This is a genomic window from Tritonibacter multivorans (genome assembly GCF_001458415.1).
Lineage (GTDB): Bacteria > Pseudomonadota > Alphaproteobacteria > Rhodobacterales > Rhodobacteraceae > Epibacterium > Epibacterium multivorans.
Window position 1 is genome coordinate 99916 of sequence record NZ_CYSD01000043.1, and the last position, 15260, is coordinate 115175.

Below are 15260 nucleotides of genomic sequence, written 5' to 3' on the forward strand. Positions count from 1 at the left end.
TTGTTCTCCCTGGAAGGGCAGGAGAGCGGTGGCTCTGCGTCTGCCCCTGTTTTTCTGGGGTGAATTATGGGGCGGGGGCCGTGGCCCCCGCCAGAAGGGGCTTAGTCTTTCAGACTTTCTTCGCGCAGGCCGTCAGCCAGCAGGTTCAGACCCAGCACAAGGCTCATCAGGGCGAACGCAGGCGGCAGGGCCGGGTGCAGGTAGATCGACAGCAGTTTACGGCCATCATTGATCGTGGACCCCCAATCCGGGCTTTCCGGCGGCAGGCCAAGGCCAAAGAAACCAAGGGTGCCGAGCAGGATGATGGTGTAGCCAATGCGCAGGCAGAAATCGACGATCAGCGGACCACGCACGTTGGGCAGGATTTCCCAAAGCATGATGTACCAGGTGCTTTCACCACGGGTCTGCGCCGCTGCCACATAGTCGCGGGTCTTAATGTCGAGCGCGAGGCCACGGACAATCCGGAACACGGTGGGCGAGTTCACAAAGACCACGGACACAAACACCACCAGAACACCGCCGGGGATGTCGAAGAAGTCGAGCGGCCAGAAGTCGATCTTGGAGTCGGCACTGTTGATCAGCGACATGTACAGCAGGAACAGCGGCACCAGTACGATGGCGAGATAGGTCATGTTCTTCGACGGCTGTGTCTTGAAGCGGGAGTGCAGAAGCACCGCGCAGAAGATCAGCGGGAAGGAGAACAGCACAACAGCCATATACTGCGGCAGGCCGGTGTCGACGATCTCGGGAGTGACCAGCAGGTAGAACAGCAGGATAACCGGGAACGCCAGGATCAAGTTTGCGAGGAACGACAGGAACGTGTCCAGACGGCCACCGTAGTACCCGGCCGGCAGACCCAGCGTGATACCAACCATAAAGGCAAACAGGGTTGCCAGCGGCGCGTATTTCAGAACCTCGGTCGAACCTTTGACCATGCGCGAGAACACGTCACGGGCTAGGTTGTCACCGCCCAGCAGATACCAGTGATAATCGCCATCCTCAGCGCTGCGAAGCGGTGTGCCGGGGACTTTGTTCTTCATGCCGGAAACTTGGCTCAGCGCGTCGTGGGTTGCGATCATGTCCATCGCCGCAAAGATCGCGGTGAAAACCCAGAACATCACAATGCCAAAGCCGATCATGCCGATGGGGCTGTCAAACAGCTTACCATACAGGCCAAGCTTGCGCTTAAAGACGATCGACAGGGCAAACATCGCAACCAGTGCAATCCACACCGGGGTGAACTGTTGCGTCATGCCGCCGATGATGCCGGCATTGGTGCCCATGGCCAGACCCAGAAGGATATAAGCCAAGAGCACGGCTGCGGTGGCCAGGAAGGACAGGCGAACGCCCATACCAACCATAGCGGTGGGGTTTCCGGCCAGCGTGATGGTGCCATCGGCGCCGGTCACGGGGCGGGCACCTGCGGTAAACAGGCTGGTGACGACCCATGCGGCAACGGTGATGGCCAGCAGGCCAACGGTCACCATCAGGATCGGATTAAGAAAGGCGGCGGACCCAGTCCAGGTCAAAGCTTCCATGTCAGGTCTCCTGCCTTAAGAAATGCGAATGCGCGGGTTGAGGAAGACATAGCCAATGTCAGAGATCAGCTGGGTGAGCAGAACCACAACCACAGAGACCACGGAGATGGCGAGCAGGAGCTCGATGTCGTTATTGCCGGCAGCTTCCACGAGCGCCCAGCCGAAGCCTTTGTAGTTGAACAGCGATTCAACAATCACAACACCGTTCAGAAGCCATGGAATTTGCAGCAGAATAACCGTGAACGGGGCGATCAGCGCATTGCGCAGCGCGTGTTTGATCACGATGTTGGGGAAGCTCACACCCTTCAGACGGGCGGTCCGGATGTATTGTGCGGTCATCACCTCGGTCATCGATGCACGGGTCATACGGGCAATATAGCCCATGCCATAAAGGGCAATGGTCAGAACCGGCAGGAAGAAGTTCTCAAAGGTCGGGTTTTCCATCGCCGAGGTCGCGGTGCCTTTGAACCATTTCAGACCGACGGTCGAAGAGGTGAAAATCGCGATGAAGATAACGCCCGACACATATTCCGGTGTCGCGGTGGTGGCGATAGAGACGGTGGACAGAGAACGGTCCAGAACCGATCCTTCGCGCATCCCCGCAAGGATGCCGATAATCAGTGCTGAGGGAACCATCAGGATCAGAACCCACATCATCAGGAAACCAGTGTTTCCGAGGCGGGTTTCAATGATGGAGCCGACGTCTTTTTTGAAACGCGTGGAGTAGCCCCAATCCCCCTGCAGGATACCACAGAACTGCGGTGCTTCGGCGGCTTGTTCAGCGGTTGCAAAACCGGTGATGCAGCGGCCTTTGATGCCTTCTTCGGTCTCAAGGGTCCAACCCGGCAGCACACCAAGCCATTGGCCGTATTTCACCGGCGTTGGTTGGGCATAGCCGTTGCCGGCGAGCCAGCTTGCGACGGCCTCATCGGACATACGGAAGTTGCCTTGCGTTTTGGCAAGCTTCTCAAGGTTCGGGTAGAGGTTCGTCAAGACGAAGACGATGAATGTTAGACATAGAGCTGTGAGTAGCATCACAGCTGATCGGCGAAGTATGAAAAGTCCCATGTGGTCCTCTGCTGACTGGCGGTCGGCTGGCCGTTAGTGAACGTGCTGGCGCATTTTTTGCACCGGAAGTCAGGCCATTATTGTTATTTTATTATTGTAAACCCATAAATGACGCCCCCGCGTGGTGCGGAGGCGTCACATCATTGCTTGTTTGCGACTTAGGCTTTCCAGCCCCAAGCGTATTGGTGGTGCTCGAAGGACGCGTGCATTTCGGCGCCGACGATGCCGTCACGCATGTGGCGGAACAACGAACGCCAATAGGGTTGGATGGTCACGCCTTCATCTTGAATGAGGGCTTCCATCTTCGCCATCACTTCGCGGCGCTTGTCTGCGTCTGCGATAGCCAGTGCTTCGTCGAGCAGGGCGTCAAATTCAGCGTTTTCCCAGCCGAATTCGTTCCAAGCTTCGCCGGAACGATATGCCAGCGCGTGGATCTGAACGCCCAGCGGACGCGGGTTCCAGTTGGTGGAGCTGAACGGGTATTTGGTCCAGTCGTTCCAGAAGGTGGAACCCGGCAGAACGGTCCGCTTCACTTTGAAGCCCGCGTCGCGCAGCTGGGCTGCAACGGCGTCGGTGGTGTTCTTGCGCCAGTCGTCGTCAATGGAGTGGATTTCGTGCTCGAAGTCGAGCATGCCTGCTTCTTCCATCAGCGCCTTGGCTGCGGCCGGGTCATACTTCTGCTTGGGCAGTTCAGCATACTCCGGGTGCGCCGGGCCAACGTGGTGGTTTTCGGCAACCTGACCACGGTTGCTGTAGCCAAGCTCGAGGCAGATTTCGTTGTTGACGGCCATCTGGATCGCTTGACGCACGCGTTTGTCGGCGTAGGGCTTCTTGCCGTCAACTTCTGCCAGCTGGTTCGGACGCACAACGAGGGTCGCCATGGTCACAACTTCGGACTTGGCGTAGCCGAGGCTGTCCATCACGTCGATGAATTCACCAACGGATTCGTTCAGCATGTCGACTTCTTCAGATTCCAGAGCGGAAAGCCAAGAGGCCGGATCGGTGCCAAAGTCGATATATTCAATGCGGTCCAGAGCGGCGGCGCCGAACACTTCGTCGCCCCACCAGGTGTGGTTCTCCGCACGTTCCAGAACACATTTGGACCCCACTTCCAGCTCTACGATAGAGTAGGGGCCGGTGCCGATGTTCTGCAGGAAGTCGTTGGTCTGGAAGGAAGAGTGCACCATCTGCGCGGGGTAGTCTGCCATGCCCGGGATCAGGGAGATGTCGGACTTCGGCAGTTTCAGAACAACGGTGTGGCTGTCGGCTGCGGTGATTGCGCCTTCGATAGCCTGACCGGTTTCCTGATCAACAAGAGAGCTGAAACGACCGGCCATGGAGTTGCCTTCCATGCCTTTGTCACACCAGCCTTTGATATTGCGCACAACATCGTCAGCGGTGAAGTCATCGCCGTTCTGCCACTTTACGCCTTTGCGGACGTTCAGGGTGTATTCGGTGGCGTCGTCATTGATGCTCCAGCTTTCCAGCAGCATCGGGGTGATAGAGCCGTCGTTGTTGTACTGGACCAGATATTCCATGGTGCCGCGGGTTTGGTTGCCCAGCTGGGACCAGTCAAAGGTGCGCGGATCCTTGAGGCCGAACACTTCCATCTGAACGCGAACGGTGCCGCCTTTTTGTTTGTGGCCGTGCCCGTCCGCTTTTGCCGGGGCGCTGAGGCCGATCATGCCGTACGCGGCAGTTGCGGTCAGGCCAAGGGCAGTGGCACGGGTTAGAAATTCGCGACGGGACAGCTTGCCTGCTTTGTATTCTGCGGCATGCATCTCCGCAGCCCAGTGTTTCTGAGCTTCAGTTTTTTGGGTGGACATCGTCTTCTCCCTGATTATTGACCTTGTGGGTTATAAGCCACGTTTTTTCCGAAAGGATCAACCGCAGGGTCCGCCTTTCGGGATTTTTTGTTTCGTGGCCAAACCGCCGTGGCCGCTATTCGGCAATAGTTGTGCCTGTACGTCAATGCGCACTCTCGCCACCTGAGGGTCTGTTTGCGACATCAACCCTGTCGTTGACGGGATTCTTAAAAACAATACCGTCAGGGCGTCAGATTTTCGCCTGAAAGTGTCGGATTTATTTCATTGACACCGCACGCACAAGGCGAGCTTCGCTCTGCAAAACACAGAAAACGCAAGAATTTCTGCCCAAAAAACAAGCTTGATTTGGTTTTCTTAATTTTCTGCCGTCTGTGAGGTTTTGCGCAGCTGGCTTGGGGTGGTGCCTGTGTGTTGCGAAATGAAGCGCGTGAAGTAGGCCGGGCTGCCAAACCCAAGGTCCTGTGCAATCTCGCGCATGGGGCGGTTGCTGGCGCTCAGAAATTTGCGGGCTGCGTGCAATTGCCGTTCAGTCAGCAATGTTGCGGCCGTTTTTCCGGTTTCTGCTTTGCACACCCGCGTTAGATGGGTGGGGGTGACGTCCAGCGCGCTGGCGTGTTCGCCCATGTTCTGCTGGCAGGCTTCAAGGGTGACCAGACGCTGGCAGAATGCGCGGCTCAGCCGCTTGCCGGCGGCTTTGTCCGTCGTTTGGGCACGGCGATCCATTTGTCGGCGCAAGGTGATGCCGATCAGGTCTGTATAGCTGCGCAGGCCCCGATCCGAATGGTCATCGCCGCGCTGCTGTTCGCGCAGGGCGGCCTCAAACAGCGCGTTTATTTGCGCCTGTTCCTGCATGTCCGAAACGCGCAGCGCGCAGGGTGTTTCAGGCAGCGCGCAGGGCACGGTTTCTGGCACGCGCAGCACCTGACCAATACATTGACGCCCAAGTTCCAGCGCAAAAAGATGCCGTGCGGGAATATGCAGAACCGTGTGCGGCCCAAAGCCTTTCTGCGCGCCGTCCAGCAGCACCCGTCCTTGGCCGCGGGTGATCCAGAAAACCAGATGGCAGTCTCGCGCATGTGCAAGTTCCAACTGCCAACTGCCCTTGGCCATCAGGCTCAGGGCGGGAACGATGTCCAGGACTTCTGTGGTCTTCGGATCATATGGCATTGGCACAACAAGAGGTTTTGTGGAAACACGTCCGCAGACTGCCTCTAGGAATTTGATTCGCGCAAACCTTAACCTTCGCGAGGCGTAAAATTTGCGCAATTGCTGGCCGATAGTCGCTAAGTTCCCGCAGTTTTTAAGGAAAACGCGTCAAGGTGTGGCTTTTAACCAGTCTTTCATACGTCGCCTGAACCAGGTTCTTTGCCGTTTGGCATATTGACGTGTCGCAATTGCTGCATTCTCGGTTGCGTCGTCAAGGCTGCAGGTCCCGTCTAGGTGGTCCATGAGCTCGGGCACGCCAATGGCCTTGCACGACGGCAGGGCGGGGTCATAGCGGTCCTGCATCGCCCGCACTTCCTCCAGCGCGCCGAGCTCTAGCATTTTTGAAAACCGCAGACGAATGCGGGCTTCGAGCCACGCTTTGTCGTTTTCCATCACAATGGGGGTGCAGTCGGCCTTGGCCAATGTTGGGGGGGGCGTGTCATCCTGCCAATCCGCCAGCGGACGGCCGGTGGCGCGCAGCACCTCCCAGGCGCGTTGAACACGGGCGCGGTTCAGCGTGTCAATGCGCCCCAAGGTGCGGTCGTCCAGCCCTTTTCGCAATTGGTCCAGCGTCAGTGTGTCGGCCTCAGCCCGCACCTCGGGCGGGGTTGCGGGAATATCAGCCATGCCTTCTGTGAGGGTCAGAAAATACAGCCCCGTGCCACCGACAATAATGGGCCGTTCGCCCCCGGTCAGCAGCGGCTTCACCTCGCGCAGCCAATGGCCAGCGGAATAGGCCGCATCATAGGGCTGGTGGCCATACAAAAGATGCGGCGCCCGGGATTCTTCATCAGGGCTGGGGCGGGCGGTGATGACGCGCCAGCAGTCAAAAACCTGACTGGCATCTGCGTTCACAATCACGCCGCCCTGTGCTTCGGCAATGGCCAGCGCCAGCGAAGATTTGCCCGATGCGGTGGGTCCGGCAATCAGCACCGGTTTGTCATCGGGAATTTTTGTAATGTCGAACAAGGTCTTGCGCCGCCTTTATCCATCCCAAAGCCGCCGAAAAGGACGCCGGGGAAATTTGTTCCCGATTTCCGCCTTTTGGCGGATTGATCCCGGGAGCATTTTGCTTCATTTTGCGCCGAAATTAACCCCGACATAGACCGGAGCGCAATATGCCCCAAGATACCGACCTGACGGACGCCCAACCGGCGACGACCTATAATCGTGTCATGCTGAAAATCTCGGGCGAGGCCCTTATGGGGCCGCAGGGCTTTGGCCTGCACCCGCCGACCGTGCGTCGCATCGCCGAAGAGGTGAAATCGGTTCATGATCTCGGTGTCGAGATCTGCATGGTGATCGGGGGCGGCAATATCTTCCGCGGCCTGTCCGGCTCTGCCCAGGGGATGGAGCGCACCACCGCGGATTACATGGGGATGCTCGCAACCGTCATGAACGCGCTGGCGATGCAGTCCGCGCTGGAAGATCTGGGTGTCTTTACCCGCGTGATCTCGGCCATTCCGATGGATCAGGTTTGCGAACCCTACATCCGCCGCCGCGCCGTCCGTCACCTTGAGAAAAAGCGGGTCTGTATCTTTGCCGCAGGCACCGGCAACCCCTATTTCACCACCGACACCGCTGCGACCCTGCGCGCCAATGAGATGAGCTGCGAAGCGATCTTCATGGGCAAGAACGGCGTCGATGGCATTTACGACAAAGACCCCAAAGAGCACGCAGATGCGGTGCGCTATGACAATGTGACCTATGACGACGTGCTGGCAAAACGCCTGAAGGTCATGGATGCCTCGGCCATTGCGCTGGCACGGGACAACAAATTGCCACTGATCGTCTTTGCACTGGATGACGAAGGTGGCTTCCGTGGCATTCTGGCAGGCAAGGGCACCTATACCAAGGTGCAGGACTAACGCCTTCGCACTGCGAATTTGGCACAGAAAGGGCAGCCTTTGGACGGGCTGCCCTTTGTATTTGGGGTGATTTTTTCACTTCGGCGAATTGTGCGCAATCGCACGCCTCTTTAGTCTGTTTCCCGACAGAGGTCGCTATACAACGCGTGGTCAATGGCTTAAGAGCCTGTCCCAGACCACTCCAATCAATGGGAGAGAGCAGAATGTCTGAAGAATTTGAACTCGACACCGATGATCTGAAACGCCGCATGGATGGCGCAATGGCAAACCTGAAGACCGAATTCGGCAGTCTTCGGACCGGCCGCGCGTCGGGCTCCATGCTGGAGCCGGTGATGGTTGAAGCCTATGGCTCCATGACCCCGATCAACCAGGTTGGCACCGTCAACGTGCCCGAGCCCCGCATGGTCACCATCAACGTGTGGGACAAGGGTCTTGTCGGCAAAGTTGAAAAAGCCATCCGCGAAAGCGGCCTGGGCATCAACCCGCAGCTCAACGGCACCATCATTATGCTGCCGATCCCCGAGCTGAACGAGGAACGCCGCCGCGAGCTGGGCAAAGTGGCCGGCCAATACGCCGAAAGCGCCCGGGTTTCGATCCGGAATGTGCGCCGCGATGGCATGGATCAGATCAAGAAAGCCAAGAACGACGGCATGTCTGAAGACGACCAAAAACTTTGGGAAGCTGAGGTGCAGGAAATGACCGATGCGATGATCAAAGCTGTCGATGACGCGCTTGAAGTCAAGCAAGAAGAAATCATGCAGGTCTGATCTGCAGCGATGAAAACGGATACCGATATTGGGGACACCCGTCCGGCTGAAGGCGTGGAACGGGGCCCGCGCCATGTGGCGATCATTATGGATGGCAATGGCCGTTGGGCGCAGGCGCGGGGACGACCGCGTTTGTTTGGTCACCACGCCGGCGCACGCCGCGTGCGTGAAGTTGTGGAATGCTGCCCCAGTCTCGGTATCCGCTACCTCACGATCTTTGCGTTCTCCACCGAAAATTGGAAACGCACACAGGTCGAGGTGGCAGGGCTGATGAGCCTGTTCCGCCGCTACATCTCCAAAGAGATGAAAGCCCTGGCGGCCCAGAACGTGCGCGTCCGGTTTATTGGCGACCGTGTGCGGCTGGATAAAAAGCTGATTGCCCTTATGGATGCGCTGGAACGCGAAACCGAAGGCAACGAAGGCACGCAGCTGACCATCGCGCTGAACTATGGCGGCCGGGACGAGGTGGCGCGCGCCACCAAACGTCTGGCGCGCGATGTGGCGGATGGCAAGCTGGACCCGGCCGATGTGGACGAAGAAACGCTGCCCAAATACCTCGACACCTGCGTGCTGCCGGATCCGGATTTGGTGGTGCGCACCAGCGGCGAAGCGCGGATTTCCAACTTCCTGCTGTGGCAGTCTGCCTATTCGGAATATGAATTCATCGACACGCTTTGGCCGGATTTTACCGCCGAAGAGCTGGCCGCGCTGTGCCGGAGCTTTGGTGCGCGGGACCGCCGCTTTGGGGCGGTGAAAACATGAGCGCGGCGAAAAAGGGCGGCCGCTGGGCCGATCTGGGTCCACGCACCCTGTCCGCGGCCGTTTTGCTGGCCTTTGGGGGCAGTTCCATCCATCTGGGTGGCGTGGCTTTTGCCAGCTTTGTGTCGATTGCCACCGGGGCGGTGTTCTGGGAACTCCTGCGCATGTTCCGCAAGGATCAGGACATGGCGCCGCTGACTGCGGGCGGGCTTGCAGCGCTTGCGGTGTTTGTTGCTGCGCTGGTGCCGCTGTGGCTGGCGCCTGTGGTTCTGGCGGCCCCTCTGGCCTATGGCTATTCGGTTTTGCGGGGCGACCACCGCCTTTTTGCAGCCTATGGGGCCTGGGTGCTGTTGGGCGGCTTTGGCCTTGTCTGGTTGCGTGATGAATATTGGGCAGGATGGACCTGGTGGGTCATCTTTGCCGTGGTCGCAACAGATGTGGCGGGCTATTTCGTTGGCAAATACGTCGGCGGTCGCAAATTCTGGCCTGCGGTCAGCCCGAACAAAACCTGGTCGGGCACATCGGGGGGCTGGGCGGCTGCGGCCTTTATGGGGCTGCTGTTTGTGCTGCTGATCGGCATGCCGCCGGACATCATCTGGATTTCGGTCTTCGTGGCGATGTTCAGCCAGGCCGGAGACATGGCCGAAAGCGCGCTGAAACGGCGTATGGGCGTGAAGGATTCCAGCCAGTTGATCCCCGGCCACGGCGGTGTGTTTGACCGCTTTGATGGCATTCTTGGGGCAGGGGCTCTGGCCTTCCTTGTGGCCATCACCTGGGGGTGAACGCGGATCAGCGTCGCCTCTTAAAGGATTGGAAATGAAAAAGATCTCCATCTTCGGGGCCACTGGCTCCATCGGGCAGAACACCATCGATCTGATCCGTCGTGCGCCCGAAGACTATGATATTGTTGCGCTCAGCGGCGGGCGCAATATTGCGCGGCTGGCCGCAGATGCCCGTGACCTGCGCGCACAAGTGGCCGTGACAGCCTATCCCGAATTGCTGGACGATCTGCGCGCAGCACTTGCAGGCAGCGATGTTGAGGCCGCAGCAGGCCCGCAGGCGATTGCGGAGGCGGCAAACCGTCCGGCTGATTGGGTGATGTCGGCCATTGTGGGCGCAGCGGGTCTGGTGCCGGGGCTTCAGGCACTGAAGCAGGGGGCGACGCTGGCGCTCGCCAACAAAGAATCCCTGGTCTGTGCCGGCGATCTTCTGATGACCACAGCGCGGGCGCATAACGCGCGCATCCTGCCGGTGGACAGCGAACATTCCGCGATCTTTCAGGCCCTCATCGGCGAAGATATATCCGAGGTCGAGCGGATCATTATCACCGCCTCTGGCGGGGCGTTCCGCGATTGGCCGCTTGAAGATCTGCGCGACGCCACGGTTGCGCAGGCCTCGTCCCATCCCAATTGGGACATGGGGCAGCGCATTACCATCGACAGTGCGTCGATGTTCAATAAGGCCCTTGAGGTCATTGAAGCCAAAGAGTTTTTTGGTGTCTCTCCCGACCAAATCGAAGTGTTGGTTCATCCGCAGTCAATTGTGCATGCGCTGGTCGGCTTTCGCGATGGCGCCTTGATGTCGCATCTTGGCGCGCCTGACATGCGCCACGCCATTGGCTATGCGCTGCATTGGCCCAAGCGGCGCGACCTGCCGGTCGACCGGCTGGATCTGGCGGCGCTGGGTCAGCTGAGTTTTGTGGCGCCCGATCCTGCCCGCTACCCCGCGCTGGGGCTGGCTTGGGATGTGATGAACCGGGGCGGATTGGCTGGCGCGGTGTTCAACGGGGCAAAAGAACGCGCGCTGGATCATTTTATCGCGGGACGCATTGGCTTCCTTGATATGGCGCGCGTGGTAGAGCAGGCTCTGACCAGCGCAGACAGGCAGGCGGGGCTTCTGGATCAGGACATGACCCTTGAAACCGTGCTGGATGCGGACCATTTGGCCCGTCAGGAAACAGATCGCATTGTTGCGGCCGGCGTCGTGTGACGCGCCAGTCGAGGCACAAATTGAACAGCTAAACGCAGGTAGACCATTGGACGTAGCAGCTCTTATTCCGCAATTCGGCGGTCTCGCCTTTACCATCATCGCCTTTATCGGGGCCATCTCGGTCATCGTCGCGGTGCATGAATACGGCCACTATATCGTCGGCCGCTGGAGCGGGATTTTCCCCGAGGTCTTCTCACTGGGCTTTGGGCCGGTGTTGTGGAGCCGCATGGACAAGCGGGGCACCCGTTGGCAGATCGCGGCCATTCCCATGGGCGGCTTTGTGAAGTTTCTGGGCGATGCCGATGCGGCATCCGGCAAAGATATCGCGGCGATGGAGGCGGCAGAGGAAGATCCGGAGCGCCTGCGCAAAACCATGCATGGTGCGCCGCTTTGGGCGCGCGCGGCAACCGTTGCGGCAGGACCTGTGTTCAACTTTGTGCTGTCCGCGTTTATCTTTGCAGGTCTTTTCCTGTGGCAAGGTAAGCCTGTCGACGAAATGATTGTGGGGTCCCTCAAGCCGGTGCCCGGCGTGGAAAATGGCCTTGCGGTTGGCGATGAAATCCTCAGCGTGGGCGGTGTCGCGTTGCCCGCGCGCGAGGACCGGACCGCCTGGCAGGCGTTTGAAGCAACCCTGCCGGATGAAACCGTCCTGACCTATGTGGTCGATCGCGATGGGCAACAGCAGGAAGTGCGCGGCCCGCATTTCCGCCCGGCCTATGTGTCCCTGGTGACGCCGCGTGGGGCGGCTGACGATGTGGGCATGGCGCCGGGGGATTTCATCACCCATGTGGACGGCGCGCCGATTGCATCCTTTGATGCGCTGCGCGAAGCCGTTGTGGCCTCTGAAGGGCGTCCGCTGTTGCTGGATGTGCTGCGCGATGGGGAACCGCTCGAATTTGCGCTGACCGCGCGCCGCACGGATCTTCCGACCGCCGATGGTGGCTTTGAAACGCGCTGGCTGGTGGGGCTGCAAGGTGGGCTGATGTTTGACATCGCAACCGAGCCGATGTCGCCGTGGCGCGCGCTGAGCCTTGGCGCCAATAGCGTTTGGGCCACGATCGAAGGCACGTTCTCGGGCATTTCGCACATGATCACCGGCAAGATCAGCACCTGCAATATTTCCGGCCCCATTGGCATTGCCGAAACCTCGGGTTCGCTCGCGGGGCAAAGCCTGATGGATTACATCGGTCTGATTGCAGCGCTGTCGACGGCCATTGGCCTGATCAACCTGTTCCCGGTTCCGGTGCTGGATGGGGGCCACCTGATGTTCTTTGCCTATGAGGCGGTGACCGGGCGTCAGCCGAACCAGAAAGTCATGCAGGCGCTGATGATGCTGGGCGTAGCTATGGTGCTGTCGCTGATGGTCTTCTCCATTGGGAACGACCTTTTCTGCTAAGGTTGTTAACCAATTTTCAATAAAATGGCGGTGGGCGCGGTGCTGCGCCCATTTCCTGCCACAAAGTTTTTCTATTGCTCGCTTCGGTGAAGAATGACGCGCGCCCTGCGCAAAGGGCGTTAGCACCGAGGGGAAAACAATGGATATCTTGCGGCAATCCTATCAGGGCGCATCGGTTCTGTTCTGGCTGAACCTGGATCGGTTCCTGACAGTTCTGACCACGGCCAGCGCGCTTCTGGCGGGCGGGGCGCTGGCGTTGATGATGTTCTCTTTTGCCTGAATTGGGCGGCCTTTGAGACGGCAATCCAGCCGCGAAATAGGGCCCGGCTGATCGGCTGATCCTCCTGATGAAACCTTCGCTTCCCGCGTTGTTTCGCAGCGGTGTCGCTTGCTTTTGACAAGCGACTGTAAACCCGCTACGCAGTTCCCAAGTGTAAAAAAATTTGGGAACGACGGATGGTCCGGGGGAAACAGGGCACGCCTTCCAAAGCAGGGCAACGCTTTTCTATTAAATCTTACTCCACAATTTTGAACCGCACTGCGTCAGCGCTGGCTATGGTGGTGGCTTTGGGCCTCGCACCGCTGTCAGTGGAGGCGCAGTCCTATCGGTTCACGGATGTGAAAGTTGAAGGCAACCAGCGCATCCAGAGCTCTACGATTGTGGCTTACACAGGGCTGGAACGCGGGCAGGCCATCGATGGCGGCGAACTGAACGACGCCTACCGCGCGGTGTTTGACAGCGGCCTGTTCGAAACTGTCGAACTGGTGCCACAGGGCAATACGCTGGTGATCAAGGTCGTCGAGTTTCCCACCATCAGCCGCATCAATTTTGAGGGCAACCGCCGCTTGAAAGATGATGCGTTGGCCGAGGTCATCCAATCTGCACCGCGCCGCGTCTTTAGTGCCGCGCAAGCGGAGCAGGACGCCGCCAATATCGCTGAGGTCTATCGCGCGCAGGGGCGTTTGGCGTCTACCGTGACACCGCGCATTATCCGTCGCAGCGACAACCGCGTGGATCTGGTGTTCGAGATTGCCGAAGGGGACACCATCGAGGTCGAACGGATCTCTTTTGTCGGCAACAAAGCATATTCGGATCGCCGCCTGCGCCGGGTGCTCGAGACCAAGCAGGCCAATATCCTGCGCACCTTCATCAACAAAGACACGCTGATCGACGACCGTCTGCAGTTCGACCGTCAGGTGCTGCGCGATTTCTACCTGTCGCGCGGCTATGTGGACTTCCGCATCAATGGCGTGAATGCCGAGGTGACACAGGAACGCGATGCTGTGTTCCTGGTGATGGATGTGACCGAGGGCCAGAAGTTTGAGTTTGGCGACATTTCGGTGTCCAGCGAAATCGCCGATGCCGATCCGGATGAGTTCCAAGCCGAGTTGCGCCTGAAACCGGGCATTGTCTACTCTCCGCTGGCGATCGAGAACGCGATCACGACGCTGGAACAGCTTGCTGTGCGCAAGGGCATCGACTTCCTGCGGGTGGAGCCGCGGGTGACGCGCGATGACCGCAACCTGCGTCTGAATGTGGACTTCGCCCTGGTGCGCGGACCGCGCATTTTTGTGGAACGCATCGACATTGAAGGCAACACCACCACTCTGGACCGTGTTGTGCGGCAGCAGTTCAACATTGTTGAAGGCGATCCGTTGAACCCGCGCGAGATCCGCAACAGCGCCGAACGCATTCGCGCGCTTGGCTTTTTCTCAAATGCCAATGTGGATACCCGCGAGGGCAGCACGCCCAATCAGGTGGTTGTCGATGTCGACGTGGAAGAACAACCCACCGGCTCCCTGTCGCTGGGCGGTTCCTACTCTGTCAACAGTGGTATTGGTGTTGCGATCGGTATCAGCGAGGCGAACTTCCTTGGTCGGGGTCAACGCGTGGGGTTGAATATTTCGACCGCGCAGGACAGCGAAGAATACAATGTTTCCTTTACCGAACCCAAACTCCTGGGGCGGGATCTACAGTTCAGCCTGTCTGGTGGTCTGGCAGAGACCAACTCGAACTTTGCTGAATATGACACCAGCACCTTGTTCTTCCGCCCGTCGCTGACCTTTGACACAAGCGACGTGACTCGCCTCCAGCTGCGTTATGGCTGGTCGCAGGAAGAAATGCAGGATCGTGGCACCACCTCTACCGGTGGGTCGCGGGTGGGCTCTGTTATCAGCAGTGAAATCGCCCAAGGCGCGCTCAACAAAAGCGAAATTGGCCTCACCTATACCTACGACAGCCGTCGCACAGGTCTGAATCCTGTCGCGGGCTTCCTGATGGAAGCTGATTTCGACTACGCGGGTCTGGGGGGCGACACCGAATACCTGCGTGCGAAGTCGAAGATTGTGGCGCAGCGCCTTGTCTTCAATGAAGAAATTACACTTCGTGCGACCTTTGAAACCGGTGCGTTGCACTGGCTTGGCAATGAACCCAGCCGGACCATCGACCGGTTCCTGCTGTCGCCGTCCGTTTTCCGCGGTTTTGAGCCGGGCGGTATTGGTCCGCGCGATCAGGGCGGCGGGTTTGACGACGCCCTGGGCGGTAACATCTATGCGGTGGCGCGTTTCGACGCGGAATTCCCGCTCGGTCTGCCGGAAGAGGTCGGCCTTCGCGGTGGTCTGTTCTATGACGTCGGCAATTTGTGGAACCTTGCAGATTCCAACGCCGGCGCATCCGCCAATGTGGTGGGGCGCGACGGGTCGTTCCGCCATGTGATCGGTTTCTCGCTGTTGTGGACCACGGGCATTGGCCCGCTGCGGTTCAACTTCTCGCGGGCGCTGGTCAAAGAAGACTTCGACCAGGAACAACCGTTTGACCTGACTCTGCAAGCGCGGTTCTGATC

The 15260-nt window shown here is 58.9% G+C and carries 13 protein-coding genes; 8 read left to right on the plus strand and 5 right to left on the minus strand.

The window, feature by feature from the left end; genetic code table 11:
* Window positions 1-101: 101 nt before the first annotated feature.
* The 5 genes from TRM7557_RS18585 to miaA all read right to left on the minus strand — a co-directional run bounded on the left by TRM7557_RS18585 (window position 102) and on the right by miaA (window position 6607).
* A complete protein-coding gene (locus TRM7557_RS18585) occupies window positions 102-1538 on the minus strand; it encodes an ABC transporter permease (RefSeq protein ID WP_058291725.1) in 1437 nt (478 codons plus the stop codon).
* 15 nt (window positions 1539-1553) lie between these two features.
* Window positions 1554-2606 carry an ABC transporter permease gene (locus TRM7557_RS18590; RefSeq protein WP_058291726.1) on the minus strand — a complete coding sequence of 351 codons (1053 nt, stop codon included), beginning with the start codon at window positions 2604-2606 and terminating at the stop codon, window positions 1554-1556.
* Window positions 2607-2764: 158 nt separating this feature from the next.
* Window positions 2765-4432 (minus strand): ABC transporter substrate-binding protein, encoded by a 1668-nt coding sequence (locus tag TRM7557_RS18595; RefSeq protein ID WP_058291727.1) that lies wholly within the window; start codon window positions 4430-4432, stop codon window positions 2765-2767.
* Window positions 4433-4786: 354 nt separating this feature from the next.
* Window positions 4787-5599: a helix-turn-helix transcriptional regulator gene (locus TRM7557_RS18600; RefSeq protein WP_058291728.1), complete on the minus strand. Its 813-nt coding sequence runs from the start codon at window positions 5597-5599 to the stop codon at window positions 4787-4789.
* Between the two features lie 147 nt (window positions 5600-5746).
* Window positions 5747-6607, minus strand: coding sequence for a tRNA (adenosine(37)-N6)-dimethylallyltransferase MiaA (gene miaA, locus TRM7557_RS18605; RefSeq protein WP_058291729.1), 861 nt, complete (start codon window positions 6605-6607; stop codon window positions 5747-5749).
* 149 nt (window positions 6608-6756) lie between these two features.
* On the opposite strand from miaA, the gene pyrH reads away from it, so the two are divergent.
* The 8 genes from pyrH to bamA all read left to right on the plus strand — a co-directional run bounded on the left by pyrH (window position 6757) and on the right by bamA (window position 15258).
* Complete coding sequence (gene pyrH / locus TRM7557_RS18610) at window positions 6757-7506, plus strand: UMP kinase (protein ID WP_058291730.1); 750 nt, start codon at window positions 6757-6759, stop codon at window positions 7504-7506.
* Between the two features lie 203 nt (window positions 7507-7709).
* Window positions 7710-8273: a ribosome recycling factor gene (gene frr, locus TRM7557_RS18615; protein WP_058291731.1), complete on the plus strand. Its 564-nt coding sequence runs from the start codon at window positions 7710-7712 to the stop codon at window positions 8271-8273.
* Between the two features lie 9 nt (window positions 8274-8282).
* Complete coding sequence (locus tag TRM7557_RS18620; protein ID WP_058291732.1) at window positions 8283-9035, plus strand: isoprenyl transferase; 753 nt, start codon at window positions 8283-8285, stop codon at window positions 9033-9035.
* Window positions 9032-9814 carry a phosphatidate cytidylyltransferase gene (locus TRM7557_RS18625; protein ID WP_058291733.1) on the plus strand — a complete coding sequence of 261 codons (783 nt, stop codon included), beginning with the start codon at window positions 9032-9034 and terminating at the stop codon, window positions 9812-9814. Before TRM7557_RS18620 ends, TRM7557_RS18625 begins: the two co-directional genes overlap by 4 nt.
* 34 nt (window positions 9815-9848) lie before the next feature.
* A complete protein-coding gene (dxr, locus tag TRM7557_RS18630) occupies window positions 9849-11021 on the plus strand; it encodes a 1-deoxy-D-xylulose-5-phosphate reductoisomerase (protein WP_058291734.1) in 1173 nt (390 codons plus the stop codon).
* Between the two features lie 46 nt (window positions 11022-11067).
* On the plus strand, window positions 11068-12417 hold the full coding sequence (rseP, locus tag TRM7557_RS18635; protein ID WP_058291735.1) for an RIP metalloprotease RseP: 1350 nt from the start codon (window positions 11068-11070) through the stop codon (window positions 12415-12417).
* 139 nt (window positions 12418-12556) lie between these two features.
* Window positions 12557-12697, plus strand: a complete 141-nt coding sequence (locus TRM7557_RS20135; RefSeq protein WP_165592486.1) for a hypothetical protein — start codon at window positions 12557-12559, stop codon at window positions 12695-12697.
* 176 nt (window positions 12698-12873) lie between these two features.
* Complete coding sequence (gene bamA / locus TRM7557_RS18640) at window positions 12874-15258, plus strand: outer membrane protein assembly factor BamA (RefSeq protein ID WP_058291736.1); 2385 nt, start codon at window positions 12874-12876, stop codon at window positions 15256-15258.
* Window positions 15259-15260 lie beyond the last annotated feature (2 nt).

What these genes read in the sequence shown, in the direction of transcription:
- TRM7557_RS18585 (WP_058291725.1), bottom strand. Translation starts at nt 1,538, where the DNA reads ATGGAAGCTTTGACCTGGACTGGGTCCGCCGCCTTTCTTAATCCGATC.
- TRM7557_RS18590 (WP_058291726.1), bottom strand. Translation starts at nt 2,606, where the DNA reads ATGGGACTTTTCATACTTCGCCGATCAGCTGTGATGCTACTCACAGCT.
- TRM7557_RS18595 (WP_058291727.1), bottom strand. Translation starts at nt 4,432, where the DNA reads ATGTCCACCCAAAAAACTGAAGCTCAGAAACACTGGGCTGCGGAGATG.
- TRM7557_RS18600 (WP_058291728.1), bottom strand. Translation starts at nt 5,599, where the DNA reads ATGCCATATGATCCGAAGACCACAGAAGTCCTGGACATCGTTCCCGCC.
- pyrH (WP_058291730.1), top strand. Translation starts at nt 6,757, where the DNA reads ATGCCCCAAGATACCGACCTGACGGACGCCCAACCGGCGACGACCTAT.
- frr (WP_058291731.1), top strand. Translation starts at nt 7,710, where the DNA reads ATGTCTGAAGAATTTGAACTCGACACCGATGATCTGAAACGCCGCATG.
- TRM7557_RS18620 (WP_058291732.1), top strand. Translation starts at nt 8,283, where the DNA reads ATGAAAACGGATACCGATATTGGGGACACCCGTCCGGCTGAAGGCGTG.
- TRM7557_RS18625 (WP_058291733.1), top strand. Translation starts at nt 9,032, where the DNA reads ATGAGCGCGGCGAAAAAGGGCGGCCGCTGGGCCGATCTGGGTCCACGC.
- dxr (WP_058291734.1), top strand. Translation starts at nt 9,849, where the DNA reads ATGAAAAAGATCTCCATCTTCGGGGCCACTGGCTCCATCGGGCAGAAC.
- TRM7557_RS20135 (WP_165592486.1), top strand. Translation starts at nt 12,557, where the DNA reads ATGGATATCTTGCGGCAATCCTATCAGGGCGCATCGGTTCTGTTCTGG.
- bamA (WP_058291736.1), top strand. Translation starts at nt 12,874, where the DNA reads ATGGTCCGGGGGAAACAGGGCACGCCTTCCAAAGCAGGGCAACGCTTT.